Source organism: Streptomyces sp. NPDC048623 (genome assembly GCF_040650755.1).
Classification (GTDB): Bacteria; Actinomycetota; Actinomycetes; order Streptomycetales; family Streptomycetaceae; genus Streptomyces.
Genome location: NZ_JBEZHV010000033.1, coordinates 1 through 26,102, shown reverse-complemented (window position 1 = coordinate 26,102; position 26,102 = coordinate 1). Strand labels below are relative to the sequence as shown.

Sequence of the window (26,102 nt, the reverse complement as noted above, 5' to 3'; positions counted from 1 at the left end):
TCCAGCGCGCGGTCAACAACAGCATCGCGCAACTGTGCCCGCGCCGGCACGACGACGGCGGCTGGGGCCGGCGCCCCGATGATCGGTGTCGGGCGCCTCGCCGTCCGGGTGGCACCCCGCGCCGGCGACGACCTGCGCCAGATCTTCTCCGACTTCACGATGTGGATCTACTGCTTCGACGACGAGCTCTGCGACGAGGGCCCTCTGCGCGACCGTCCCGGAGAACTCGCCGAGGCGATGGGACGCATCCACCGCTGCGGGGAGGTCATCGAGGAAGCCCTCTACGAAGACGACCGCTACGGGATGAGCCTGCGCGATCTGCGGACCTGCCTGCGGTCGTCGGCGTCTCCCGCCGAAAGCGACCGCTTCATCCAGGCGATGCGCGGCCACTTCCAAGTCGAAGCCGCCCAGGCCGGCTTCCTGGCCCGCAAGCAGCAACCGGGCCTGGACGCCTACACCCTCATCAGCGTCCAGTTCGGCGGCGCGCTGGCCATGGCCGGCCTGGCCGGAGCCATCAACTGCGCCGACACGCCACCGCCCCACCTGCTGAGCGACCGGTCCGCGCACGCGATCACCGAACTCGCCGGGACGATCGCCACCTGGACCAACAGCGTCATCTCCATTCCCAAGGAACACGAGCGCGCGCCCGACGGCTTCAACCCCGGTTCCCGGCAGATGTGAAACCCGCATCGCGTCATCCGGCGCCCCGTCGTCCTTCAGGGGACTGCGCTCGGGGACCATGACCTTGCACGCGGACCGCACCGCCATCACGCAGTGAGGTTTCCCTGCCCTCAGCCGCTCTTTCGTGACGGTCCGTCGGTACTTCGGCGGGCCGTTTCGACTGTTCGGGGTGGTGACAGCCAGGCTGATGGCCCACCTGACGCGTCGGGTGGGCCCAGGGTTTCACGGCTCCCGTCCGATGGGGCTGCTCGCAGGGTCGGTTACATGCTGGTCAGCCGGGTCATCGTGTTCCAGTAGCCAGTCGGGCGCTGTTGCGCCACTCTCCCCCACCTGCCCCGAACGCCGAACGGTTCAGGCATCGACCGCCTCGTGGAGCGCGGCCACCAGGGTGTCGACGTCTTCCACGGTGTTGTACATGGCGAGCGAGGCGCGGACCGCGCTGGTGACCCCGTACGCCGCCAACGCCGGCTGGGCGCAGTGGTGTCCGGCGCGGACTGCGATGCCCTGCTGGTCGAGGAGGCCGGCCAGGTGGGTGGGTTCGGCGTCGGCCAGCAGGAAGGTCAGCACGCCGATCTTTCCCGGCGCCGTGCCGAGCAGTCGGAGCCCGGGCACGGTGGACAGGGCGCTCGTCGCGTAGGCGGTGAGCTGTTCCTCGTACTCCGTGGCGGTCTTGCGGTTCAGAGTGCCGAGGTAGCGCAGTGCTGCCCGCAGGCCGGCGACGCCGGCGATGTGGCCGGTGCCCGCCTCCAGCCGGTGCGGCAGCGGGGCGTAGGAGGTCTTCTCGAAACTCACCGAGTCGATCATGTTGCCGCCTCCCTGCCACGGCGGCATGGCCTCCAGGATCTCACGCTTGCCGAACAGCACGCCGATCCCGGTGGGTGCGAACACCTTGTGCCCGGAGAAGGCGTAGAAGTCCGCGTCCAGCTCGGTGACATCCACGGGGAAGTGGCTCACCGCCTGAGCCCCGTCGACCAGCACCCTGGCGCCCCACCGGTGGGCGAGTGCGGTCATCTGCGCCACTGGCGGGACCGTGCCCAGGACGTTGGAGGCATGGGTGAGTGCCACCAGCTTGGTCTTGTTGTTCAGCAGGTCGCGGTAGGCGTCCTGGTCCAGCTGTCCATCGGGCAGTAGCGGGATCGGCACCACCCGCGCTCGGCGTTCCTTGGCGATCAACTGCCAGGGCACGAGGTTGGAGTGGTGCTCGGCGGCCGACACCAGGATCTCGTCGCCCACGCCCAGGTTGGCCCGGCCCCAGCTCTGGGCCACCAGGTTGACGGCCTCGGTGGTGCCCCGGACGAAGACGACCTCGCCGGTGTCCCGGGTGCCGAGGAGCTTGGCAGCTTCCTCGCGGCCCTCCTCGTAGACCTGGGTTGCCTGTTTGGCAAGGGTGTGCGCGCCGCGGTGCACATTGGAAGCGTCCCTCGCGTAGTGCTCGCCGACCGCCTCGGTGACCTGGCGGGGCTTGAAGGTGGTGGCCCCGTTGTCCAGCCAGATCAACGGGTGGCCGTTCACCTCCCGGTGCAGCTGTGGGAAGTCCCGCCGCACCGCCTCGACGTCGAAAGCGCCGGAGGACGGTGCGGAAGCCGACGAGGTGGCCGGCGCGGACTGCGTCGGCAGCCAGTACCGGGTGCCGGTCACCGCGTGCGAGAGCTCCGAGGCGAGCGGGAAATCCCCGGACGGAAGTTGCCGACCGGGCGACCGCGGCGACACGGTGGGGGCGATCGGTGCGGCTGGTGTCGACGGCGGGGCCGGGACGGCCGGCTCTGGCTTCGACACCGACGCCACGGGTGGTCCGGCCGGATGTCCCGCCGGTGCCGAAGCCGCGCCAGTCGGCAAGGACGGCACGGCCGGCAAGAAGTCGGGCCAGCTGCCCCAGCGGCTGTCAGGAGTAGTCATAGTAGTTCGACACCTCGACGTTCTGGAGCACTCCGATGGCGTCGTCCACCAGCGCCGCCGACAAGAAGTAGCTGGTCATCAGGTACGAGGTGATGGCCTGCAGGTCGACGCCCATCGGGCGCACCGACAGGCCGGGCTCGACCTCGTCCGGAACCTTCGCAGGCCGCAGGCCCACCACACCCTGCTTGTCCTCGCCCACCCGCATCAGCAGGATGTTGGTGGTGCCGGGTGCCGAGCTGGCGGAGCCCTTGAGGTCGAGCTTGTCGGAGGGCAGCAGCGGCACGCCGCGCCAGGTCAGGAACGGGCTGCCGAACAGCTCGACGATCTGCGGCGGCACCCCGCGCCGGGTGCACTCGCGGCCGAAGGCGGCGATGGCCCTGGGATGGGCGAGGAAGAACGCGGGCTGCTTCCACACGCGGGTGAGCAGCTCGTCGAGGTCGTCCGGGGTGGGCGCGCCCCTGCGGGTGCGCACGCGCTGGGTGGGTGCGATGTTGTTGAGCAGGCCGAACTCGGGGTGGTTGATCATCTCCCACTCCTGGCGCTCGCGCAGCGCCTCGGCGGTCAGCCGCAGCTGGGCCTGCACCTGGTCGATCGAGGAGTTGTAGATGTCCGAGACCCGGGTGTGCACCTTCAAGACGGTCTGGGCGACCGCGAGTTCGTACTCGCGGGGGCTGTCTTCGTAGTCCACGAAGGTCTGCGGCAGATAGGGCTCGCCGGTGTGGCCGGCGCTGAGGTCGATCGGCTGCTCACGCTCGATATCGGCCGGCCCGTCGAAGCTGAGGGCATCCAGCTGGGCACGCAACGCCGGCTCACGGCTGGCGAGTTCGAGGAGCATACGGCGGTCGAGGCTCAGCACGGTACACGCGGTGACGGCCTTGACCCGGTACGGCATCGGCGAGTCGGTCGCCCACGCGTGGGGATCGAAGAAGTCGCCGTCGCCGAGGACGGCCACCAGGGCGTCGTGTCCGAGCTCGCCAGCAGCGCGCTTCTCGGCACGGCCGGCAGCGATGACGTACAGGTGTCCGGCGGGGGCGTCGGCGTCCACGATCAACTCGCCGGGCGCCACCTGGTGCTGGACGAAGCCCTGCGCCAGGGTGCTGAGCAGCGGGCTGTCCTGCTGGCTGAGGAACCCGATCTCGCGCAGGTCCTCGGCGATCACCCGGGCCTGACCGTCGCCGCCGGTGCTGGTGCTGATCAGCCCGTCACCGATGATGAAGCCGCGGCGGCGGTTGACCCGGTAGACCCCCGCCTCCAGCTCCACCCAGGGCAGCACCCGCAGCAGGTAGCGCGGGGTGATCCCGAGCATCTGAGGCACGGTCTTGGTGGTGGCGGCGAGGTTCCTCGCGGCGGAGGTACTGAGGCTCTGCGGGCTTGGCTGAGTGGTCTCGGCGGTCATGACTGGTCCCGATCCTGATCCTGGGTCGTGGTCTGAGGCTGGGCAGAGCGTCAGACACAGCATGGATCCGAATAGGCATCAGATGGCCTGTGCGCAGCGGAGATTCCACAAGTCGGACGGCCCGTGAAGTGCCCGCCGCAGGAAATTATTGCCACCGGACTCGGGCATGAGGAGCCTGTTCGAATGTGCGGAGTCACCCGCTGGCCGGTCGGATGGGAATCACATGCGATCAGACTCAATCGGACGAGTGAATCAGGCGATGAGCGCCGACTGGCTGTTCGAAGGCCACCTTGGGGATGGTGTCGTCAGGGGTGTGGTGGCCGCGCCACGAGCCACAGATGAGTGCGCCCCCGTCCTTCCACGCGTGGCCCCTTCCGTCTGAGGTGTGCCAGGAGCCGAATTCCGCCGTTGCCGACGGGGCTGCGACGGCCTGCGCGTGGTCGCCCGGCACAACTATGCGAGCGTCAGCCCCGCCGGCCACGCCTGGCGCCATGCCTTGCGTACCGCCTGGCGGCCTGGTCGTCGTAGCCGCTCTCGCGAACACCGGACCCCTTGGGACCCTCGGCTGCCGGCCGCTGGCTCCAGCAGAGTCTGGCCGATCACGTCGCCGATCGATTGGTCCCAGGACGTCGATCGGCAGCATTTCCCACCGGGAGGATTGCATCCCGGGCAAACCCTTGCGGGAGCCGCAGGTGGACCAGCTGACCGATGCGCCCGGGTCACCCCTGAAACGCCACGCCTCCCGGGTGCCGACATGAACTCCCCTTACGACGGGCGTGAGTTGAGCCGGTGAGAACATGCCGGCATCCGCCACCCCACGCCAGGGTATTCCACCGTTCCAGTCGCGCCCTGTCGTCGTTGTGTCGATCATGGACAGATCCAACGACACCACGCACATGGCCCGACTGCTCGGCGCCTACTGGCTCGACTCCTCCGTACACCTGGGTGAACAAGGCAGTCGACACACCGGCGAGGAGAACGCAGCGCAGAGCGGCGGCCAGGAGAAACGTGCCCTCAACCGGCGCTCACAGCACCGGGACGAGCCGTGCGGGCACGGACGGCCTTGCCCCGGCAGGGAGTCTGCCCCGGCCCCACAACATCCGCTTCCTTGACCGACGAGCGCCCTTGTCGATCCTGCCGCCCGGGAAGGGCGCTTGCGGGGCTGGCCGGGATGTGAACTCTCTTGTGAGAGCTGTATTTCCGGGGCCATCGACAGGGCGTTGTTGTGATCCTGCTCAGCAGAGTGGACCTCACGGACGGCGAATGGTTGGTGCTGGAGCCTCTGTTGCCGAGGAGCGACAACCGCTGCGGGCGATGCCGGGACCACCGGCCGGTGATCAACGGGGAGCAACCACCGGCTGTCGCCAAGGTCCATCTGGCGGTCGGCGGCAAGCGCCGCCCGCTGTCCCTGGTCATCACGCCGGGACAGCGGGCGGACTGCATGCAGTTCGAACCGGTCGCGGACACGGTCCGGTCCTCTGACGGCTCCCATCCGAAGATCATGTTGCCCACCGCTCCCGCGTCGTCGCTGGTGAAGTAGTCCTGGAACGCCTCGTTGAGCTCGTCCAGGGTGATGACGCCGTCGTTGTTGATGTGCATGACGACGCCGTCGGGGCGGTGGTTCAGCACTTGGCCGAGGTGATAGCGGCGGGAGACCTCGTACACCGCGGACCCCAGCTGCCAGGGCCAGCGCGGCGGGGCCAGGCGCGGCTCGCGCTGGCGCAGGCGCAGGACGTAGACCGTGGTGGCGCCGTAGCTGACCGCGCGGCTGACCGGGACGGTCTCCACGACGCCGCCGTCGACGTAGTGTTCCTTGCCGATCACCATCGGCGGCCACAGGCCGGGCACCGCGCAGGAGGCCATGACGGCGGGGATCAGCGGCCCGGAGTCGAAGTAACGGGCCGTGGCGCGCTCGATGGAGGCCGCGCAGGCCTGATACGCGGGGACGTGGAGGGCGAGAGCCCACGCGGGCGGCCGGCCGCCGAGGCGGACGGCCGACCGCACGGCGACGAGGACCGGGAGCCGGTACGGGCCTGAGCCCCACACACCGAAACAGGGGCCCGACGGTTTCCAGCGGTCGTCGTTCCTGCCTACGCCCAGGTGATCAGGCGCTTGGGCTGCTCCAGGATCGCCGCCACGTCCGCCAGCGCCTTCGAGCCGCGCTCCCCGTCCACCAGGCGGTGGTCGAAGGACAGCGCCAGCGTCGTGACCTGGCGGGGCTTGACCTTGCCCTTGTGCACCCACGGCCGGAGCCTGATCGCGCCGACCGCGAGGATCGCGGACTCGCCGGGGTTGAGGATGGGCGTACCGGTGTCCACACCGAAGACACCGACGTTGGTGATGGTCACCGTGCCACCCTGCATGGCGGCGGGAGAGGTCTTGCCGTCCCGCGCGGTCGACACCAACTCGCCGAGAGCCTCGGCCAGTTGGGGCAGGGTCCTGTCGTGCGCGTCCTTGATGTTCGGCACGATCAGACCCCGCGGAGTGGCCGCGGCGATGCCGAGGTTCACATAGCGCTTGAGGACGATCTCCTGGTTCGCCTCGTCCCAGGACGCGTTGATGTCCGGGTTGCGCTTGATCGCCACCAGCAGGGCCTTGGCGATCAGCAGCAGCGGGTTGACCCGCAGCCCCTGCATCGCCTTGTCCTGCTTGAGCTCTTCGACCAGGTTCATCGTGCGGGTCACGTCGACCGTCACGAACTCCGTGACATGGGGCGCGGTGAACGCCGAGCCCACCATGGCCGCGGCCGTCGCCTTGCGCACCCCCTTGACCGGGATGCGCGTCTCACGGGAGGTGTCGTACACCGCCACCGGGGCCGGGGTCGGGGCAGGCGCGGGCGCCTCCACGACCGGCTCGGGCGCCGGGACCGCCGCCGCGTGCACGTCCTCGCGCGTGATGAGGCCGTTCGGGCGGGACGGAACCACCGTCGCCAGGTCCACACCGAGGTCCTTGGCCAGCTTGCGCACCGGCGGCTTGGCCAGCGGGCGCTCCCTCACGGGCGCGGGACCGTGGCCGTTCAGCTCGGTCTGCACGGCCTGGATCGCGGCCGACGCCTCCTGCACCGGAACCGTGGGTCCCATGCGCGGACGGCGCTTCGCGGAGGACGCGGCGACGCCGTAGCCGACGAGGACCGGCCGACGCCCCTCGGACTTCTTCTCCTCCTCGGCGACCGGGGCCGGGGCCGGGGCCGGGGCCGGGACCGGGACCTGCGTCTCGGCGGCAGGCTCGCCCGCGACGTCCACCGCGATGATCGCGGTGCCCATGCCGACCGTGGAGCCCTCCGGGAAATGCAGCGCGCGCACCACACCGTCGTACGGGATGGGCAGTTCGACAGCCGCCTTGGCTGTCTCCACCTCGCACACCACCTGCCCGTCGGTGACCGTGTCACCGGGCTGGACGTACCACTTGAGGATCTCCGCCTCGGTGAGCCCCTCGCCCACGTCCGGCATCTTGAACTCGCGTACGGACGCTTCCGTCATCGTCGTCACGACCCTCTCCTCAGTACGCCAGCGAGCGGTCGACGGCGTCGAGTACCCGGTCCAGACCCGGCAGGTACTCCTCCTCCAGCCGCGCCGGCGGATACGGCGCGTGATAACCGCCCACCCGCAGCACCGGGGCCTCCAGGTGGTAGAAGCACCGCTCCGTGATCCGGGCTGCGATCTCCGCACCCGAACCGAAGAACACCGGCGCCTCGTGCACCACGACCAGTCGGCGGGTCTTCTCCACCGACGCCTGAATGGCGTCGAAGTCCATCGGCGAGATCGAGCGCAGGTCCACGACCTCCAGCGACTTGCCCTCCTCGGCGGCCGCCGAGGCCGCCTCCAGGCAGGTCTTCACCATCGGACCGTACGCGGCCAGCGTCAGGTCACTGCCCTCACGGACGACCTGGAGCCTGTGCAGCGGACCGGGGACCGCCTCCGTGTTCACCTCCGCCTTGTCCCAGTAACGCCGCTTGGGCTCGAAGAAGATCACCGGGTCGTCGCTCTGGACGGCCTGCTGCATCATCCAGTACGCGTCCGACGCATTCGCGGGCGTCACCACCTTCAGGCCCGCCACGTGCGCGAACAACGACTCCGGCGACTCCGAGTGGTGCTCGACCGCGCCGATGCCACCGCCGTAGGGGATGCGCACCACGACCGGGAGCCTCACCTTGCCCAGCGAACGGGCGTGCATCTTCGCGAGCTGCGTGACGATCTGGTCGTACGCCGGGAAGACGAAACCGTCGAACTGGATCTCCACCACCGGCCGGTAACCACGCAACGCCAAACCGATCGCAGTACCCACGATCCCCGACTCCGCCAGCGGGGTGTCGATGACCCGCCCCTCACCGAAGTCCTTCTGCAGACCGTCCGTCACCCGGAACACACCACCGAGCCTGCCGACGTCCTCGCCCATGACGAGGACCTTGGGGTCCGTCTCCAGGGCACGGCGCAGGGACTCGTTGATCGCCTTGGCCAAAGCCATCTCTGCCGTTGCCATGGTCAGGCCCTTCCTGCGAACGACGCCTGGTAGGCAGCGAACTGGGCCCGTTCTTCACGCACGAGTGCATGGCCGTCCGCGTACACGTTCTCGAAGATGGCGAAGTGATCCGGGTCCGGCATGGCACGGACCGCCTCACGTACCCTCCGGCCGAGCCCTTCCGCCTCTTCCTCCACCGCGTCCAGGTAGGCGCGGTCCGCCCAACCCTCGCTGATCAGGTGGGCAGCGAGACGGTCGATCGGGTCGCGGTGACGCCAGCTCTCCACCTCCGACTCGGCACGGTAGCGGGTGGGATCGTCGGAGGTGGTGTGGGCGCCCATCCGGTACGTGTACGCCTCGATCAACGTCGGGCCCTCGCCCGCGCGCGCCCGCTCCAGCGCCCGTCTCGTCACCGCGAGGCAGGCCAGCACGTCGTTGCCGTCGACGCGGACGCCGGGGAAGCCGAAGCCCTGAGCGCGCTGGTAGAGGGGGACGCGGGTCTGTCTCTCGGTCGGGACCGAGATCGCCCACTGGTTGTTCTGGCAGAAGAACACCACCGGCGCGTTGTAGACGGCCGCGAAGTTGAAGGCCTCGCTCACATCACCCTGGCTGGAGGCGCCGTCGCCGAAGTAGGCGATCACCGCGCTGTCCGCGCCGTCCTTGGCGACGCCCATCGCGTAGCCCGTGGCGTGCAGCGCCTGGGAGCCGATGACGAGGGTGTAGAGGTGGAAGTTCGCGGTGGCCGGGTCCCAGCCGCCGTGGCTGACGCCGCGGAACAGGCCGAGCAACTGGGTCGGATCGATCCCACGGCACCAGGCGACCCCGTGCTCACGGTAGCTCGGGAAGACGTGGTCCTCGTCCCGCAGGGCCCGGCCGGAGCCGATCTGGGCGGCCTCCTGCCCGGACGAGGACGGCCACAGACCCAGTTCCCCCTGGCGCTGCAGGGAGGTGGCCTCGGCGTCGAAGCGGCGGGTGAGCGCCATGTCCCGGTACAGACCGCGCAGTTCCTCCTGGGCGAGGTCGAGGCCGTACACCGGGTGCTCGATGCGCCGGCCTTCGGGAGTGAGGAGTTGGACGTAGTCCGGCTCTGCAGCCTGGGCCATCCTCAGCCACCCGCCACCGTGCTCTGCGTGATGGCTGTCTGCTGGGCCGCGAAGGCGGCGCCGAGGAACTCCTGGCTGCGCTCGGCGGTCCAGCGCTGAGAGGCTTCCAGACCGCGCAGGGCACCGGTGAACCGGGGGGCCACGTACCGGGCGAGGAGTTCGAAGCTGCGCTTCGTCTGCTCGTGGGACGCCCAGTCCTGAACGTTGACCAGGAACCGGCCGAAGCCGCCGGTGACCTCCTGGATCTCGCGGATCGCGGTGATCGCCTCGTCCACGGAGCCGATGACCGCGCCGAGGTTGTCGACGGTCGACTCCAGCGCTTTGCGGGCTTCGTCGCGGGAGAGCGCGACCGGCAGGCCGAGGGTCTCGGCCCAGTACTCGTTGCGGTAGCGCAGCCAGCCGTCGAGGACCTGGGCGAAGGCCTCCTCTCGGGTCTCCGCTATGTGCAGCGGCAGCGTGATGCGCCACAGGGAGCGGTCGGCGTCACGCCCGTGCTCGGCGGCGGACGCCTCCAGGTGGGCCCACTGTTCCTTCAGATCGCTGGGCCCGCTGCCGGGCCGGGGGGCGCCGAAGGAGAGCGGGGCGATGCCGTGCTGTCCGGCCAGTCTCATGCTGAACGGGGAGGTGGCGCTGGACAGGGCGACCTGGAGGCCGTCGCGGGACCACGGGCGCAGCTGGAGGCGGGCGTCCTGGAGGCGGTACCAGCCCCGGTCCACCGTGAGCGGTTCCTCGGAGCGCAGCAGGTGCAGGATCGTCTCCAGCGCCTCGGCGGTCCGCTGCCGGGTCTCGGCGGGCGCGATGCCGAGCTGGTGCATGTCGGAGGGAAGCGAGCCCGCGCCGACGCCCAGAATGAATCGGCCCCGGGTCTGGTGGTCGAGCTGCGTGGCACGTGCGGCCACCATGTACGGGTGGTGGTAGGGCAGGCTGATCACACCGGTGCCCAGCCTGATGTGCCGGGTGCGTTCGGCCGCGGCGGCGATGAACAGTTCCGGCGAGGGGATGACGCCCCAGCCGGCGGAGTGGTGCTCGCCGACCCAGAACTCCTCGAAGCCCAGTTGGTCGAGCCAGGTGATCAGGTCGAGGTCCCGCCACATGGTGAGCGTCGGGTCCTCGCCGAGCGGGTGGAGGGGGGAAAGGAAGGCCCCGAAGCTGAGGGGCTGTGCGGGAGATACGGCTTCGGCTGTCATGTGCGTCAGTCCTTCGGGAGTTCGGGGTTCACCAGTCGGAGGCCGCCACGGCCGGCGTCTGCGCGGGGGCGGTCGGCTCCTCCGCCGGCGCAGGCCCGTCGCCGAAGCGCGCGTGCCAGATCTGGCGGGCGCGGTCCGCGAGCGGGGCGTGGTCCGCGAAGATGAGGCCGAGCTGGGCCGAGGCCTCCTCGGCGTCGCGCAGCCTGCGCACCGACTCCTCGCCGGGGCGGGAGGTGATGAGCAGGTCGTTGATGACGGTGACCTTGCCCTCGGGCAGCGTGCGTGCGCAGATCAGCGTGTTCATGATCTGGGAGCGGGAGTCAGGGCCGGACAGCCAGTCCAGGCACTCCTGGAACCGGTCGACCTCCTGCGGCTCGTCGGCGAACTTGTAGAGCGGCACCCACTGCCCGTCGGCGCCGCGCCGCTCGACGACGTCGCAGTCGCCCTCCACGCCTTCGCCGCCGGGCAGGCCGGGTGCGGGCGCGATGTGGAAGGTCCAGCCGCGCTGCTCGAACTCGCCGTGCACATAGGGGACGGGCTCGATGAAGGTGTCGTGGGAGAAGCTCACGTCGACGAGCCGGTCGGTGCCGTCCAGGCGGACCTTGAGCAGCATGTGGGCGAAGATCCGTGAGTACTCGCCGTGCTGCGGGCGCCACATGTAGGCGCCGAGGATCGAGACGTCGTAGCCGATCTCGCGCAGCACGCGGGCGAAGAGCGTGTGGTTCTCGAAGCAGGCGCCGCCGCGCCGGTCGGTGACGATCTTGTCGTAGAGCGGGCCGTCCTGGAGGAGCAGTCGGCTCTCCATGGCGTCCAGCGACTCGAACGGCACGCTCAGGGCGTGCGCCCGGCACAGCTCGCGGAGCACGTCCGGGGTGGGGGTGAGGGGACCGGTGTAGCCGATGCGCCGGCTGTACGTCTTCAGGTCGAACACGGGGCTACCTCCGGTGTTGGTCGAGGTCCGCGGCGAGGAAGCGCGCGGCGTCGGCGATCAGGGGGCGGATCCGGGGCTGTCCGAGGGCGAGTACCTCGAACTCGGGGGCGCGTTCCTCCTCGCCGGCGGCGGGCGCCGGCGGCTGCTGGGTGTTGCTGACCTGGAGGGACTGGAAGGCCTCGATGAACGGGCGGCGCACGGCCTCGTAGCTCTCGATGCCCGCCGCGGCGTCGCCGCGCAGCGCGCTGTCCACGGCCTCGGCGAGGCAGGCGGCGTCCTGGAGCGAGGTGTTGAGGCCCTGGCCGCCGAAGGCGTGCATGCCGTGGGCGCTGTCGCCGATGAGGACGACGTTGCCCTGGCTCCAGGTCTTGGTGCGGACGAAGTGGTGCTGGACGCGGCGGACCTGCGCCCAGTCGGTGACATGCTCGGCGATCCAGTCGGCGAGCCGGGGGACGACCCCGGACAGCATCTCGACCAGGCCCTCGACGGGGCCTTCGACGACCTTCCCGGCGGTGTCCGCGTCGGTGATCCACACCAGGACCAGGCCCTCCTCGGCGCGCCGGGTCTCCAGGAGGTAGCCGTGCGCACCGAAGTGGGCGCGGGCCGCGCCGTCCCAGTCGGGCGGGCTGGGCACCACGACGTCGAGGTAGGAGCCGCCGGCGGGCATCACCTCGGTGGGGATGCCGGCCAGTTCGCGGACGGTGGACTCGCGACCGTCGGCGGCGAGCACGAATCGCGCCCGCACGGTCAGGCTCTCCTCGCCGGTGCGCACGGTGAGGGTTTCGCCGCCGTCCGGGCCGGACACCAGTGCCTCGGTGTCCGCCTCCCAGAGCACGGTCACGTTCGGCAGGTCGGTGACCTCGGAGAGAAGCAGCCGTACGAGGTCGAAGGGGCGGATGGACAACGCGTGCGGTACGGGGCAGTCGGCCAGCTCGGCATAGCTGTACTGGGCGGCGAGGTGGCCGCCGAAGTAGATCTCCGCACCCGGGATGACCCCGGCACGTTCGGAGAGCTGTTCGAGCAGACCGAGCCGGTCCAGAAGGTGCAGGGTGACCGGCTGCACGATGTTCACTACGGCCGGGCCCTTGGGGTTCGCGTCGGGTGCGGGCTGCGGACGGCGCTCCAGCAGGGTGACCTGCCAGCCCTGGCGGCCCAGGGCGAGCGCGGCGAGCAGGCCCACCGGTCCCGCGCCCACCACGCAGACGTCCGTCGTGATCGTGCGGCCCGTCGCCGCTGACTGGTCGGCCATGGCTGGCTACCCCTTGTTCCCGAGTTCGGTGCCGCGTACGGTGCGACGGCGGCGCAATTGGCAGGTGATGCGGCCGGTGGCGATGCGCCGGTCGCGCTGGTCGTGCACCGTGACCTCGTACGTCGCCACCGAGGTGCCCACGAACAGCGGGGTGCAGATGCCGGTGACCGAGCCGGAGCCGCGGGCGGCCCGGTGGTGCGTGACGTTCAGTTCCTGGCCGAGGACCATGCCGCCGACGCCCGCCTCCAGGACGGCGGCCAGGGAGCCGAGGGTCTCGACGAGGGCCGCGCTGGCGCCGCCGTGCAGGAAGCCGTAGTACTGGCGGTTGCGGTCCAGCGGCAGGCTGCCGGTCAGTCGTTGCGGGTTCCAGTCCGTCACGACGATGCCGAGGCTGGTGGTCAGCAGGTCAGGTCGGGTCAGCGTCTCCAGGTCGAAGGGCGGCTCGAAGACGGCCTGCTCCTCGGGGAGTTCGGTGGCCGACAGGTCCACGGGTGCGCTCATGCGGCGTCCTCCGTCCGAGCCCGGCCCGCGGCGACCAGGCCGCTGAGCCAGCCGTACTCCGGTGCCACCGGCCCGTCCGGTTCGGTGATGGAGGATTCGAGCAGCGACAGTTCCTCGGTGCCGGGACCGGTCTTGCGCAGGAGGACGACGGCGGCGGCGTCGGAGACGGGCAGCGCGCCCGGAGACTCACCGGCGGCCGTCATACGGTCCTGTACGGAACGGGCCCGTTCGTTGGCGGCGGTCTCCACGCCCACGACCACCACCTGGTCGACGGCATCCGACTCCAGCAGCGAGTCGGCCAGCAGCAGCGCCTGGCCGGCCGGGTCGGTCAGGTGGGACAGGGAGGTGAGCGGGCCCGTGATGCCGTACCGCTTGGTGAGGTTTCCGAGGATCGACGTGGTCACCGACTGGAAGAACAGCAGCGGGCTGTGCACCTGGCCCTCGACCATCCTGGCGGTCGCGGTGTCGCCGGTGACGGTGTCGCCGTACATGGTGGTGAGCACCATCGCGGTGCGCGGGCCGGCGGTGCCGACGCGGTTGAAGTCGGAGTTGGGGTCGCCGAGGCACTCGACGACGGCCGCGTTGACGATCGGGCTGAACCGGGACAGCACGAAGCCGACGAGCTTGGGCAGTTCCTCGCCCGCGGCGCCCGGCACGCCGGCGGCGCGCTCGCCCCACGGCGCGAGACAGGCGGCGCCCGCGACAGCGCGGGGGCGTACGAAGTCCGGGATCACGGTTGCGGTCATGTCGCGTCCTCCATTGCGCGCTCCAGGACCAGCGCGGCGTTCACGCCGCCGAAGGCGGCGTTGAGCGACAGCGCGTGGGTGATGTCGGCGGCCCGTGCGGTGTTCGGCACGTAGTCCAGATCGCATGCCGGGTCGGGCTCGTGGTGGTTGAGCGTGGGCGGCAGCAGTCCGTCGCGCAGCGCCAGCAGGGTGATCACCGCCTCGACGGCACCGGTGGCCTCCAGCATGTGGCCGGTGCCGCTCTTGGTGGAACTGACCGGGACGCGGGGTGCGTGCGAGCCGAAGATGCGATGCAGGGCCGCCGTCTCGGCGACGTCGTTGAGCGGGGTGCCGGTGCCGTGCGCGTTGACGTAGCCGATCTGCTCGGGGGCGATGCCGGCCCGGCGGATGGCGGCGGCGGCCGCGGCGGCCATGCCCTCGCCGCGCGGGTGCGGCTGGATGACGTGGTGGGCGTCGGCGGCCATGCCCCAGCCGGCCACCTTGCCGAGGATGTCGGCGCCCCGCTTCCGTGCGTGCGCCGCGGACTCCAGTACGAGGACGGCGGCGCCGTCGCCCTGGAGCAGACCCGCGCGGCCCTTGGCGAACGGCCGCACGACACCCTCACGGCTCAGGGCCTTGCCGGAGTCGAACTTGGCGAACACGTCCTCGGTGACGAGGTAGGAGCCGCCGGCCAGGACCATGTCGGCGGCACCTCGGCTGATGAGTTCGGCGCCGTGCGCGATGGCGTTGGTGGAGGCGACGCAGGCGTTGACGAACGCCAGCCTCTGCCGTCCGAGGCCAAGCTCCTCACCGAGCCGCTCGGCGAGCCGGGCGGGCAGGCTGTCGAGCACCCGGGGGTCGACCGGGGTGCGTCCGGCGGCGATGTCCTCCCAGAAGCCGCGGTTGGCGGAGTGGTCGCCGGCGGTGCCGAGCAGGACCGGCGCGTCGGCTCCGTCGTGCCTTGCCATGGCGAGGGCGGCCAGCGCGCAGGCACGCAGCACCTCCGCCTGCCCGGGGGTGACGCCCGGCTTGACCGGGGTGCCGGGGATCTCCGGCCCCTCGCCCTCGTAGGTCGCCGCACGGTCGGCGTAGTACGGCGTCGAGTCGAACCGGGTGACGGGGGTGAAGGCGTCGCGGCCGGCGAAGAGTCCTTCGCGCAGGGCCTGGGCGCCGAATCCGTACGCGGTGAAGACTCCGTATCCGGTGATGGCCACGTCAGTTGCCATGGGTTACCTCTCCCTGTTCCACCAGGCCGGGGAAGCGGCGGGCCAGCACCGTCTGGGCGCCGCCCACCGAGGTGAACTCGACGAGTTCGTCCTCCTCGGGCTCCCAGCTGATGTCGTACCGCTCGTCGAGCAGGTGCAGCATCCAGACGAGAGTGAGGGAGTCGACGACGAACTCGGCGTGCTCACCGGGGCCGGGTTCGGGTGTGATTCCGCTGTCGATCAGAAGCCGCTGAATGTCGCTGCGGGTGATCACCGAGCGGCCCCTGCCACCGTCGAGCGTCGGTCGACCACCACCTGGACGAGCTGGCCGAGGGTGCGGACCGTCTCGGGGTCGACGTCCTCCTCGGGCAGCTCGATGCCGTACTCGCCCTCCAGCTGCAACAGCAGCTCGATCATGGGCAGGGACTCCAGTTCCAGGCCATCGGGGCCGAGCGGGGTGTCGGCGTCGGCACCCTCGGGGACGGGGATGTTGATGACATCGCGCATGACGGCGAGGACGAAGTCCTGGATCTCTTCCTGCATGGTTTCGGCTTCCTTGGCGGGTCGTGGGATTGACGAACGTGGGGATGGCTCAGAGCTGGGCGGGCACGGTCGCCCGGCCGGACACAGCGGCGAAGGCCGGCAGCGCGGTGGTCAGCGCCGGGCGGCGGCCGTGTACGACGGCGGCGACCTCGCGGACGGCGGCGCCCGGGTCGGCGCTGTGGAAGACACGGCGGCCCACGGCGAGGCCCCGGCAGCCGGCGTCGAGGGCGGTGGCCGCGTAGTCGGCGAGACCACCCGCCTCGCTCGGGCCGCCGGCCACGAGCACCGGGATGGGGCAGCTCTCGGTGACCTCCGCCATGCGCTCGGCCGGAGTCGCCCAGGTGGTCTTGACCAGCGTCGCGCCCAGGTCGGCGGCGATGTTGACGACGTGCGAGAGCAGCGCGGGCACGTGCGGGTCGGAGATGCGCGGGCCGCGCGGGTAGATCATGGCCAGCAGCGGCAGATTCCACTCCTGGCAGGCGCGGGCCACCGTGCCGAGGTCGGCGAGTTGCGCGGCCTCGGTGTCGGAGCCGATGTTCACGTGCACGCTCACCGCGTCGGCCCCGGCCCGGACCGCCTCCGCCACGTCCCCTACGAGGATCTTGGCATCGCCGTCGGGTGCGTGCGGGGTGCTGGCGCTGAGGTGCACGATCAGCCCGCAGCCGGCCAGCAGCCGCGGATCGACCGCGCGGGCGCGGCCCTTGTGCACGACGATCGCGTCGGCTCCGTTGTCCGCGACGGTGCGCACCAGTTCGTTGAACCCGGCGGCGGTGGTGATCGGGCCGTCGGCCACGGAGTGGTCCATGGGCACGAACAGGAAGCGTCCGGCGCGATGCCGGGAGAGCCTGGCGAGCCTCACGTCCAGGCCGGTGGTCAAGGTGTCCATCTTCGATCTACCCCCAAGTGGCGGGAACACTGAGGGAATTCTTTCGGCGCTCCGGCCTGCGCGGAATCCTCGAAAGGACAGGTCCTGCGGGGCGTGCGAACACGCCATCGGAGGTAGCCGACCAGGTAGTCCACCGAGCCCCGGAACGCAGGAGGGCCCCGGGCCCGTCGCGAGGTGTGCGACGGGCCCGGGGCTCTTGTCGGGCGACTCCTGGTGGCGGTGGGTCAGGAGGTGGCATCCGCCGGGGTGTTGGCGGACGTCGGCTGTGCCGGTGCGGCGGACCGCGGGACGTCCTGCGTCCTGAGGGCGGCGCTGATCGCCAGGGCCAGGGCCACCACGGCGGCACCGGTCCAGGTGAGGGCCGTCGTCGAGGCGCCCGCCAGCACGGCGCCGCCCACGGCGGCACCGGCCGCGGTGCCCAGGTACAGGGCGGAGTTGAGCAGCGAGATGACGATGCTGGTGTGCTCCGGAACGATCCGCATCAGCTGGTACTGGAGGGGCAACTGCACGTGGGCCACGGCGAATCCGTAGAAGAGGATGACGAGTCCGGCGGCCACGGCGTTGAACGCCCCGTAGGGGAACACGGCGATGATGACGGCCACCGCCGCGAGAGCGGCGCCCAGCATCGTCTTGGGTGAGGCACCCTTGTCGAGCCGGGACCCCGCCAGCGCGTTGCCGACGAACGAGGCCACACCGGCGATCAGCAGATAGACGGGCAGGCTCTTCTCGGAGACGCCGGCGCTGTCCTTCAGGATCGCGGGCAGGAACGTGTAGACGAGGCCCATCTGGGCCACGCCGTACAGGAACATGACGAACATCCGCACCAGGACGCGGCCGTCGCCCAGCACGGAGAAACGCTCCCTGAGGCCGGGCGCGGGCAGGGCGCCGACCGAGGGCACCAGAGAAGCGATGGCGACGATCGCGACGACGATGACACCGACCACGACCCACAGGGCGGCGCGCCAGCCGACCTGCGTGCCGACGAGCACACCCACCGGCACGCCGAGGATCGTGGACACGGAAAGACCGCTCATCACGGTGCCCAGGGCCCGGCCCTGCTGCTCCGGAGGCACGAGCTGGACGGCCGTGCCGATCGCCGCGGGCGAGTACACGCCGCCGATGGCGCCGGCCAGGACGCGCACGACCACCATCATCCACAGCGAGGGCGCGAGCGCGCTGGCCGCGTTGGCCACGGCGAAGATGGCGAGGGAGTAAAGGGCCAGCTTCTTGCGGCCGATCTTGGCCGTGGCCACGGCCAGCAGAGGTGCGCTGAGCGCGAAGGCGAAGGTGAAGCCGGTGACGACCTGGGCGACGGCGGCCAGCGACACGTCGAAGGAGTCGGCCATGCCCGGCAGCAGTCCGGACAGCACGAAGGCGTCCAGTCCGATGGCGAACATACCCAGCGCCAGCGGGGCGATGCGTTTCATTTCTTCTCCTGGGGAGAGCGGGAAGGGATCTGGGGTCTAGCGGCGGGCTGCGATGGCCGCGGCGAGCTCGTCGAGCGAGGGGGCGCGCGCGATGCGCTCGGCCTGCACGGCGATCAGCACCTTCGCTTCGGCCTCCCAGGCGTGAAGGAGCCGCCGCTCGGTCTCCGGCGTCACGGACAGGCGTCCGCCGTCGCGCACGCGATGGAATTCCTTGAGGTCCTCGAACGCCTCGGGGAGGGACCGGATTTCCGCCCTTCCCTCGACTGTCTTCCAGGGCCCGTACCAACTTTCGGAAACCACACAGAGCGCCACTCGGGGATCTCGTCTGATATTCCGTGTCTTGGCGGTCACCTCACTGGAGGTGACGAGGAACGTCTCCTCGCCTATTGCCAGAGCCGACACGGGAGACGCCTGAATTCCGTCGTCCCGACGGCGAGTTATCAGCACCGCCTGCACGGGCCGCGCAACGCGCCCCTTGGCGTCTCTCGTCATCAGGATCTTCCTTTCCGGTTGTGGGCGGGATTTCCCACGGGGACCTCTTCTGTTCTCCGGACGTACGGACGGAATTCGGCCAGGCCGAATCAGCACTCCGTGCGTTCGGTGGATTTCGGGCGGCGGTGCGGGACCGCCGTCAGTGCGTCGCCGCGGCGCGCCGGTCGTGTGCGACCGCCGCGACGTGGCGCGAGCCGGCCGGGATCTCGTACAGGCGCCAGCCGTCCGGCCGGTGCCGGGTGCCGCTCACCCGCAGCCCGGCCGGCGTCGGCCGGACCGCGAAGGAGCGCAACCCGCCGCGCAGGCCGAGGCCCTCGGCCTTGAGCAGCGCTTCCTTCCAGGTCCAGCGGCGCAGCAGCCACCGGGTGCGGTGCGGTCCCGGTACCCGTTCCCAGTCGCGGAGCTCGGCTGAGCCGAGGATGCGCCGGGCCAGTCCGTCCGGCACGCTCACCGGCCGAACCCACTCCACGTCCACGCCGACCGGCCCCTGCGTACTGACCGCCACCGCACAGCAGCCGGTGGTGTGGGACAGGCTGATGTGCAGCGTGGGTGCGTCCGGCAGCACGGGCCGACCGTACGGGTCACGGCCGAGCCGCACCTCACGGGCGGCACAGCCCAGCTGCCGGGCCACCACGGTCCTCAGCAGCACCCGGGACCGGCTCCACACCGCCTGCTCGGCGGGCGGCATCCGCCCGGCACGCGCCCGCTCGTCCGGCGTGAGCAGGGCCGAGTACGCCTCGGCCGCGGTGTCGGTACCGGGCTCGTCCAAGCGGCTGAGGTGAACGGCCACGGTGCCGGTGGGGCCGGGCGCCGCCGGCAGGACGGGTGCATCAGGCATTGCCGAGCAAACCCTGCTTGATCGCGATCGACACGGCCTGGGTGCGGTTGGGGCAGTTCAGCTTGGCCAGGACGTTGGTGACGTGTCTCTTCACCCCGTGCACCGAGATGCCGAAGCGCCGGGCGATCTGCTTGTTGCTCATCCCCTCGCCCATCAGCCGCAGCACGTCCTGCTCACGCGGGGTCAGCCGCACCTGCGTCCGGTAGGAGCGGGCGGCGCCGCTGCGGGCCCGGGCCATGAGCTGGCGCACCATGGTCGCCGGAATCGGCAGGTCACCGCGGTCGAGGCGTTCCAGAGTCTCGTTCATGCACTCGAGAGTGAGGTCGGACTGGACCAGGAAGCCGTCGGCGGGCAGGGAAGCGATCCGCTCCACCGTGCCGGCGTCGGCACGGTCCAGCAGCACCAGGACCTTCACCCCGAGCTCCGCGGCCTCCTCGGCGAGCCGCAGCAGGTCGTCCTCGCCGTCGGTGGCATCGACGATCACCAAGGAGTACTGCCCGTCGCGCAGCACCTGGGAAGCGGTGACCACATCGCTGTGCGGCTGGATGTGCCGCGGTGGATCGAGACGCTCCAGCATGTTGCAGATTCCCCAGCGTATTACTTCGCCGGACAGGGCGACGAGTACTCCTTTCGCCATCCTGTTCTCGTCCTGCAGCGGAGTTTCTTCAAGCAGCACCGTACTCGACATGCCAACCCCCTGTAGCACTTCATCGAATCAAACGAGACGGAGCGCTGCACGAGATAATCCGCAACTCGCGCTTTGCGGAGCTGCGGATTATCGCGGGTATGACACCTGGACTTCATCGGCCGGGACTCGGACGCTCCGGAGACCATCCTGATCGACGGAATCTGATCAATCCACTTCTGGGAACCTCAGGTTGCTGCCTGGCAGCAAGGTGATGCATCGAGACCCCGGCTCAGGCCGAGGATCCGAACCTGTTCTCCAGGCGACGCTCGGCATCGCAGATCGCATCGTCCCCGAGGGATCGGCCGATCTCGAACCCCGCCTGGAAGCGGCTCTCCGCACCGAGCCCGGTCAGCATGTCGGCGATACGGCGGCGCAGCGTCCGTACGGACATGCCCAGCCGCCGGGCCACCAACTCGTCCTTGGCGCCCGTACACAGCATGCGGACGATGACGGCGTCGACCTCCTGCGAGACCTCCTCCATGTGCGGCCCGCGCCAGCCGCCCTGGGAGAACGGCCGGGCCCTGAGCCAGTAGTCCGTGAACACGGCCCTCAGCACCGAGACCATCGCGGGACCCCGGACGGCACGGACGCCTCCTTCGCCGGCGGGCACCAGGGCGAGCGTGTCGCCGAACACGAGGAACCAGTCCGGCAGCGTCTCCATGGTTCTGACCAGGGCGCCCTGCTCCTCCAGCAGTCGCAGCTCCTCGCGCAGATCGGGGTCGAAGCGTGTGACGTGCTGGCAGAGCACCTGCAGCTCGACACCCCGCGCGAAGAGTTCCGACTCCAGGGCGGGCATCCGCCGCAATGCCTCGGGACGCGTTCCCGCGCCCGGGCGCATCTCCAGCGCCGGCCCGGGGCTGGTGTCGGCCACCTGGGCTAACAGTGCCCGCAGCTCCTCGCTGTCCAGCTGCTCCTCGGCCTCGGCCGTCACGGCTGGGTGCGGTAGGGCGGCCAGGGACCGCCGCAGCCGGGCGATCGCCGATTCGGCTTCGAGCGCGAGTTCGTCCAACACCGCGTTGCCGCCCGGCTCCCCTGGAACATCGCCGTGGGCGCGCCCCTGATCACTTCGTGCCGATCTCATGACCCGATTCCCCCCGTATGACATCCGCCGCCTGCGGGCAGACAGTTGAGACGTCCACCTAACTTAAGGTGTTCGAGGGGATACTTAATGATCTCCTTGTAAAAAGCTTATGTTCCGCTTGGTCGCTGCAGGCTCAGGGGCTGGGCGTTGTCGGACGGCGGCCGTGCGCGATGTGCAGTTGCTCACGATTGCGCACGACCTTCCCGTTCGAGGTGCGCGGCAGCCGGGACGCGTAGTGGAAGGACCGCGGCAGCTTGTACGACGCCAGCCGTTCACGGCACCAGCCGAGGAGTTCACCGCGCGACACCTTGCCGACGGTGACCACATGGGCCTCGATGGCGTCGCCGAATACCACCACGGCCTCCTCGACGCCCGGGTGCTCACCGAGAACCTTCTCCACCTCGGTGAGGTCGACCTTGAGCCCGCCTACCGCGACCAGCGAGTCCGCGCGTCCGGAGATCTCCAGTGCGCCGCTGCCCGCCCGCACCGTGCAGCGGTCCTTGGTGTCGAGCCAGCCGTCGCGGAAGCGGTCGGCGCGGTCCGCGTACAGGTACGGCGTCTGCGGCAGCTGGACCCGAAGGGTGTCCTCGCGGACCTCGGTCCGCAGCCCGGGCACCACCTCGCCGACGGTCGGCGGACCGTAGCGGCCGTCCAGGTCGGTGGCGATGATCCCCGTCTCGGTCATGCCGTAGGCCTGCCCGACGGCGACACCGAAGCCGGTCTTGAAGTCCTGGTACACCGCGGGGTCGAGCAACTCGCCGCCGCTCACCGCGAGCCGCAGCGCCGGAAGTTCGGGCACGTCCCGTGCGCGGGCCAGCAGCCCGAAGTGCAGCGGTACGCCGAAGACGGCCGCGATCTCGCGCTCGGCCAGCAACCGCACCAGGTCGCGGGCGTGCGGTCGGCTGCTGAAGTGCAGCGGGGAACCCACGTCGAGGCTGTGCAGGATGCCGCCGACAAGGCCGAAGGAGTGCATGATCGAGCTGAGCAGCAGCACCGGTTCGCCGGTCCGTGGCATCTCGGGCAGCCGGGCGAAGCGCTCGATCTCCGCGCAGAGCGAGGGGCTGGTACGGCCGATCACTTTCGCCAGGCCCGTGGAGCCGGAGCTGAACTGCACCAGCGGATGGTCCGACTCGGCGGGCCGGCCCGAGGGGAGGCGGAGCACCTCCACCGGCGTCTCGTCACGGAACGAACTGAACACACCTCCGTTGTCGCCGGAGGTGATGTGGAACTGTGGCCCGCACAGCTCCAGCAGCCGCGTGGTCTCCGGCTTCGTCAGGCGCGGGTCGAGCAGCTGCACCTGGGCGCCGGTCGACCAGAGGGCGAACAGAATCGAGATCAGGGTGAAGCTCGGCATCATCTGCACGGCCACCGCGCTGCCCTCGGTGATGTTGCGCGAAGCCAGCGCCGCCCGCTCGAAGGAGACGCGTTCGCGCAGCTCGCGCCGGGTGACGGTGGCCTTCCCGACGGCCCATACGTCATCGCCGCCCTCCGTGAGCCGGGTCTCGAGCCAGGTCCTGAACTGTGTGCTGTCGGCCATGTCATCCGTTCCTCAGGTAGTGGCCAGGCGGGAGGCCCCGTCGAGCCGGACCACCTCGCCGTTGATCATGGGGTTCTCCACGATGTGCTGCACCAGGGCCGCGAACTCCTCGGGCCGGCCGAGCCGCCGCGGATACGGGGTGCTGTCCGCCAGCGCGCCACGCACCGGGTCGGGCAGCGCGGCGAACATCGGTGTGTCGAACAGACCGGGCGCGACCGTCACCACCCGAACCGCGTGTTCGGCCAGGTCGCGGGCGAGCGGCAGGGTCATGCCGACGACACCCGCCTTGGATGCCGCGTAGGCGGCCTGGCCTCGCCGGCCGTCGTACGCGGCGATGGAAGAGGTGCAGACGATGACGCCCCGCTCCTCCGGGTCGGGACCGGTGCCCTCGGGCCGGCGCAGCATCTGTGCCGCCGCCGTGCGCACCAGGTCGAAGGCGCCGATCAGGTTCACCTCGACCTGGCGGCGGAACTCGGCGAGTGGCAACGGACCCGAGCGGCCCACGACCCGGCCCGCGCCCGTGACCCCCGCGCAGTTGACGACGATGTGCGGGCCGCCCCGGCGGACGGCCTCGGCGACCGCGGCGGCCACGTCGGTGTGGTCGGTGATGTCACCCGGGGTGAACGAGGCGCCGGCGCCGAGCTCCGCCAACGCCGCCCGCCCGCGCTCCGCGTCGCGGCCCATGACCACCACACCCGCGCCCGCCGCCAGCAGACGTCCGGCCACGGCGAGGCCGAGACCGGAGGTGCCGCCGGCGACGAGGGCGACCTTTCCTTCGGTGTTCATCTAGCCGACCGGCACCAGGAAGTCTTCGACGGCATTCCACTTGATGACAGTGCCGCCGTGACTCATGCCCGCGCCGAACGACGCCAGTACGACGGTGTCCCCGGCCTTGACTCGACCGGTGTCGACGGCCTCCCGCAGGACCAGCGGGACGCCCGCGCCGGAGGTGTTGCCCAGCCGCTGGACATTGGTGAGTGTGCGGTCGGCAGGCAGCCCGATCTTCTCCATCAGGAGGTGGATCAGGTGGTAGTTGGCCTGGTGGAAGATGATCAGGTCGATGTCGTCGACCTGCATCTCGTGGTGCTCCAGCAGCTCCAGGACGAAGTTCGGCATGGTGTCGAGAGCGAAGTTGCGCACCGAACGGCCGTGCATGTGCATGAAGTTGGTGCCGAAGCCGGAGAGCTTCTCCGAGCCGTCCGTGGACCAGGTGCGCTGCTCCCGCTTGATGAACGCGGTCTCGTACGCGCTGGGGTCGCTGCGCAGCAGGGCCGGCGTCATGCCGGTGCCCGGAGCGCATGGCTCGAGGAGGTAGCAGGCGGCGGCGTCCCCGAAGATCACGCCGACCGTGCGGTCTTCCGGGTCGAGGGTCTTGCTGGTCGTGTCGGCGAGCACGACGGCGATACGGCGGTACTGGCCCGACATCAGGTACTTGGCGCCGACGTCCAGGGCGAACGTACCGCCCGGGCAGCCGCCGCTGTTGACGTCGAAGCCGGGGGTGTCGGACAGGCCCAGCCTGCGGGCGATGGCCACCGCCGTGGCCGGCAGCATGTGGTCGGGGGTGAAGGTGCCGCAGATGATCAGGTCGATGGAGTCGGGACTGACGCCCGCCCGCTCGCAGGCGTCGAGCAGCGCGGCGGCACCGAGGTCGGAGGTGCGCTCCTCGGGGGCCGACCAGTGCCGGGTGGTGATGCCGATGTGCTCGGTGATCCAGGCGTCCGTCGTCTCCAGGCGCTGTTCGAGATCCGCGTTGGTCACCACGCGATCGGGCACGTAACCCCCGATGGCCCGGATGCCCACGCCGTGGGCGGTGGGACTGGCAGCCTTCGTCATAGGTCGGACTCTCCTCTGGCGGGCGCCGCCGGTGCGGCGCCTAACGGGTGGCTGTATGCCGCCGGCGGCGGTCGGAAGGAGTCCGCCGCGCCGGCGGCCAGTGCGGGCGGACGAGTGGCCCGACAACTCGGGCCCGGTTCCGCCCGGCGCCGCCGTGGCGCGGATCCCGCCCGGCGGCGGCGCTGGATCGGCCGCTCGTCCCTGTTCTGCACGGGGTGTGTGCCGTGCCCCGAACTGCCGTGCCAGACTCCCCCCGCTGTCCGGGCGGCGCACAGACCCGTTGGCGGTGCCCTTTCGTCGCAGCCGAAGGGGGACCCCCGCCGGGCAGCCGCTCTCGCGTTCCCGGCGGCTAGCCTCGCCGCATGATCGCTGCCTATGTCACTCGTATCGACGCTCAACAGCCATTGAACGGACTGGAGTTGAGCGAGATGCCGGAGCCCGGGGTGCCACACGGCTGGACCACGGTGCGGCTGCGCGCCGCCACACTCAACCACCACGACCTGTGGTCGCTGCGCGGAGTGGGCGTCACTGCGGAAGACCTGCCACTGATCCTCGGATGCGACGGCGCCGGCCTGGACGAGCAGGGCAACGAGGTGGTCATCCACTCCGTCATCGGTGAGAGTGGTCACGGCGTCGGGCCCGACGAACCGCGCTCGATGCTGTCCGAGAAGTACCCCGGCACGTTCGCCGAGCGGATCGCCGTACCGCGCTGGAACCTGCTGCCCAAGCCCGCCGCGCTCACCTTCGAGGAGGCCGCGTGCCTGCCCGGCGCGTGGCTGACCGCGTACCGGATGTTGTTCACCAATGCCGGGCTCAGCCCCGGCGACAGCGTCCTGGTGCAGGGGGCCGGCGGTGGCGTGGCGACCGCGGCGGTGGTGCTCGGCTCGGCGGCCGGGTTCCGGGTGTTCGTCACCAGCCGCGACGACGTCAAGCGCAAGCGGGCCCTCGGCCTGGGCGCGGAGGCCGCCTTCGAGGTGGGTGCCCGGCTGCCGCACCGGGTGGACGCGGTCCTGGAGACGGTGGGCGCGGCCACCTGGTCGCACTCGATCCGCTCCCTGAAGGACGGCGGACGCCTCGTCATCTCGGGCGCCACCAGCGGACCCAATCCGCCGGTGGGGGAACTCCAGCACATCTTCTACCGCGAACTGCGGGTCATCGGCTCGACGATGGGCAGCAGGAAGGAACTCGCTGCCCTGCTGGACTTCTGTGTCGCCAAGAACGTGCGGCCGGTCGTCGACTCGGTCTTCCCGCTCGGCGACATTCGCCGTGCCTTCGAGAGGATGGAGCGCGGGGACCTGTTCGGCAAGATCGTACTGACGATCCCGTAGCGGAAACGGGCCGGTGCGCACCGCGGCCAAGCGACCCAGTCGCCGTCGAGGACGGAGTTGCCGACGTTGAGCGCGACGGACGCGCCGCCGGTGAGCACCCGCAGGGCGAGCGGCCAG

The 26,102-nt window shown here is 70.5% G+C and carries 25 protein-coding genes; 2 read left to right on the top strand and 23 right to left on the bottom strand.

Annotation, left to right across the window (positions count from 1 at the left end):
* The first annotated feature begins 78 nt into the window (after positions 1-78).
* Positions 79-681 (top strand): hypothetical protein, encoded by a 603-nt coding sequence (locus tag AB0C73_RS32630; RefSeq protein WP_362537014.1) that lies wholly within the window; start codon positions 79-81, stop codon positions 679-681.
* A gap of 351 nt (positions 682-1,032) precedes the next feature.
* Here AB0C73_RS32630 and AB0C73_RS32625 read toward each other — a convergent pair whose 3' ends face one another.
* The 23 genes from AB0C73_RS32625 to AB0C73_RS32515 form a co-directional block, all read right to left on the bottom strand.
* Positions 1,033-2,319, bottom strand: coding sequence for a SufS family cysteine desulfurase (locus AB0C73_RS32625; protein ID WP_362537013.1), 1,287 nt, complete (start codon positions 2,317-2,319; stop codon positions 1,033-1,035).
* 244 nt (positions 2,320-2,563) lie between these two features.
* Entirely contained in the window at positions 2,564-3,973 is a 1,410-nt protein-coding gene (locus AB0C73_RS32620) for a family 2B encapsulin nanocompartment shell protein (protein ID WP_362537012.1), read from the bottom strand.
* A 1,014-nt stretch (positions 3,974-4,987) separates the two neighbouring features.
* A complete protein-coding gene (locus AB0C73_RS32615; protein WP_362537011.1) occupies positions 4,988-6,019 on the bottom strand; it encodes a patatin-like phospholipase family protein in 1,032 nt (343 codons plus the stop codon).
* Positions 6,020-6,063: 44 nt separating this feature from the next.
* Entirely contained in the window at positions 6,064-7,461 is a 1,398-nt protein-coding gene (locus AB0C73_RS32610) for a dihydrolipoamide acetyltransferase family protein (protein WP_362537010.1), read from the bottom strand.
* 10 nt (positions 7,462-7,471) lie between these two features.
* Positions 7,472-8,452 carry an alpha-ketoacid dehydrogenase subunit beta gene (locus AB0C73_RS32605; RefSeq protein WP_362537009.1) on the bottom strand — a complete coding sequence of 327 codons (981 nt, stop codon included), beginning with the start codon at positions 8,450-8,452 and terminating at the stop codon, positions 7,472-7,474.
* A 2-nt stretch (positions 8,453-8,454) separates the two neighbouring features.
* Positions 8,455-9,540 carry a pyruvate dehydrogenase (acetyl-transferring) E1 component subunit alpha gene (gene pdhA, locus AB0C73_RS32600; protein WP_362537045.1) on the bottom strand — a complete coding sequence of 362 codons (1,086 nt, stop codon included), beginning with the start codon at positions 9,538-9,540 and terminating at the stop codon, positions 8,455-8,457.
* Complete coding sequence (locus AB0C73_RS32595; RefSeq protein WP_362537008.1) at positions 9,537-10,721, bottom strand: LLM class flavin-dependent oxidoreductase; 1,185 nt, start codon at positions 10,719-10,721, stop codon at positions 9,537-9,539. The genes pdhA and AB0C73_RS32595 overlap by 4 nt, the downstream gene beginning before the upstream one ends.
* 28 nt (positions 10,722-10,749) lie before the next feature.
* The gene (locus AB0C73_RS32590) at positions 10,750-11,652 is read right to left on the bottom strand and encodes an arylamine N-acetyltransferase (RefSeq protein WP_362537007.1); all 903 of its coding nucleotides are present in this window, start codon (positions 11,650-11,652) and stop codon (positions 10,750-10,752) included.
* A gap of 4 nt (positions 11,653-11,656) precedes the next feature.
* Positions 11,657-12,901, bottom strand: coding sequence for an NAD(P)/FAD-dependent oxidoreductase (locus tag AB0C73_RS32585; RefSeq protein ID WP_362537006.1), 1,245 nt, complete (start codon positions 12,899-12,901; stop codon positions 11,657-11,659).
* A 6-nt stretch (positions 12,902-12,907) separates the two neighbouring features.
* A complete protein-coding gene (locus tag AB0C73_RS32580) occupies positions 12,908-13,402 on the bottom strand; it encodes a hotdog fold thioesterase (RefSeq protein WP_362537005.1) in 495 nt (164 codons plus the stop codon).
* Positions 13,399-14,148, bottom strand: a complete 750-nt coding sequence (locus AB0C73_RS32575; RefSeq protein ID WP_362537004.1) for a ketosynthase — start codon at positions 14,146-14,148, stop codon at positions 13,399-13,401. Before AB0C73_RS32575 ends, AB0C73_RS32580 begins: the two co-directional genes overlap by 4 nt.
* Positions 14,145-15,353 (bottom strand): beta-ketoacyl-[acyl-carrier-protein] synthase family protein, encoded by a 1,209-nt coding sequence (locus AB0C73_RS32570; protein WP_362537003.1) that lies wholly within the window; start codon positions 15,351-15,353, stop codon positions 14,145-14,147. The genes AB0C73_RS32575 and AB0C73_RS32570 overlap by 4 nt, the downstream gene beginning before the upstream one ends.
* A complete protein-coding gene (locus tag AB0C73_RS32565; protein WP_362537002.1) occupies positions 15,343-15,606 on the bottom strand; it encodes a hypothetical protein in 264 nt (87 codons plus the stop codon). Before AB0C73_RS32565 ends, AB0C73_RS32570 begins: the two co-directional genes overlap by 11 nt.
* Positions 15,603-15,875 carry a phosphopantetheine-binding protein gene (locus AB0C73_RS32560; RefSeq protein ID WP_362537001.1) on the bottom strand — a complete coding sequence of 91 codons (273 nt, stop codon included), beginning with the start codon at positions 15,873-15,875 and terminating at the stop codon, positions 15,603-15,605. Before AB0C73_RS32560 ends, AB0C73_RS32565 begins: the two co-directional genes overlap by 4 nt.
* A 49-nt stretch (positions 15,876-15,924) precedes the next feature.
* Complete coding sequence (locus AB0C73_RS32555; RefSeq protein WP_362537000.1) at positions 15,925-16,761, bottom strand: 2-amino-3,7-dideoxy-D-threo-hept-6-ulosonate synthase; 837 nt, start codon at positions 16,759-16,761, stop codon at positions 15,925-15,927.
* A gap of 224 nt (positions 16,762-16,985) precedes the next feature.
* A complete protein-coding gene (locus tag AB0C73_RS32550; protein WP_362536999.1) occupies positions 16,986-18,188 on the bottom strand; it encodes an MFS transporter in 1,203 nt (400 codons plus the stop codon).
* Positions 18,189-18,224: 36 nt separating this feature from the next.
* Entirely contained in the window at positions 18,225-18,680 is a 456-nt protein-coding gene (locus tag AB0C73_RS32545) for a pyridoxamine 5'-phosphate oxidase family protein (protein ID WP_362536998.1), read from the bottom strand.
* 139 nt (positions 18,681-18,819) lie between these two features.
* Positions 18,820-19,518: a 4'-phosphopantetheinyl transferase superfamily protein gene (locus AB0C73_RS32540; RefSeq protein ID WP_362536997.1), complete on the bottom strand. Its 699-nt coding sequence runs from the start codon at positions 19,516-19,518 to the stop codon at positions 18,820-18,822.
* On the bottom strand, positions 19,511-20,155 hold the full coding sequence (locus AB0C73_RS32535) for a response regulator transcription factor (RefSeq protein WP_362536996.1): 645 nt from the start codon (positions 20,153-20,155) through the stop codon (positions 19,511-19,513). Before AB0C73_RS32535 ends, AB0C73_RS32540 begins: the two co-directional genes overlap by 8 nt.
* Before the next feature lie 280 nt (positions 20,156-20,435).
* Complete coding sequence (locus AB0C73_RS32530; protein ID WP_362536995.1) at positions 20,436-21,287, bottom strand: hypothetical protein; 852 nt, start codon at positions 21,285-21,287, stop codon at positions 20,436-20,438.
* Positions 21,288-21,420: 133 nt separating this feature from the next.
* On the bottom strand, positions 21,421-22,824 hold the full coding sequence (locus AB0C73_RS32525) for a class I adenylate-forming enzyme family protein (RefSeq protein ID WP_362536994.1): 1,404 nt from the start codon (positions 22,822-22,824) through the stop codon (positions 21,421-21,423).
* Positions 22,825-22,836: 12 nt separating this feature from the next.
* Positions 22,837-23,610 (bottom strand): SDR family NAD(P)-dependent oxidoreductase, encoded by a 774-nt coding sequence (locus AB0C73_RS32520; RefSeq protein ID WP_362536993.1) that lies wholly within the window; start codon positions 23,608-23,610, stop codon positions 22,837-22,839.
* Entirely contained in the window at positions 23,611-24,657 is a 1,047-nt protein-coding gene (locus AB0C73_RS32515) for a ketoacyl-ACP synthase III (protein ID WP_362536992.1), read from the bottom strand.
* Between the two features lie 362 nt (positions 24,658-25,019).
* Here AB0C73_RS32515 and AB0C73_RS32510 point away from each other — a divergent pair, with 362 nt between their 5' ends.
* Complete coding sequence (locus AB0C73_RS32510; RefSeq protein WP_362536991.1) at positions 25,020-25,985, top strand: zinc-binding dehydrogenase; 966 nt, start codon at positions 25,020-25,022, stop codon at positions 25,983-25,985.
* The last annotated feature ends 117 nt before the right edge of the window (positions 25,986-26,102 follow it).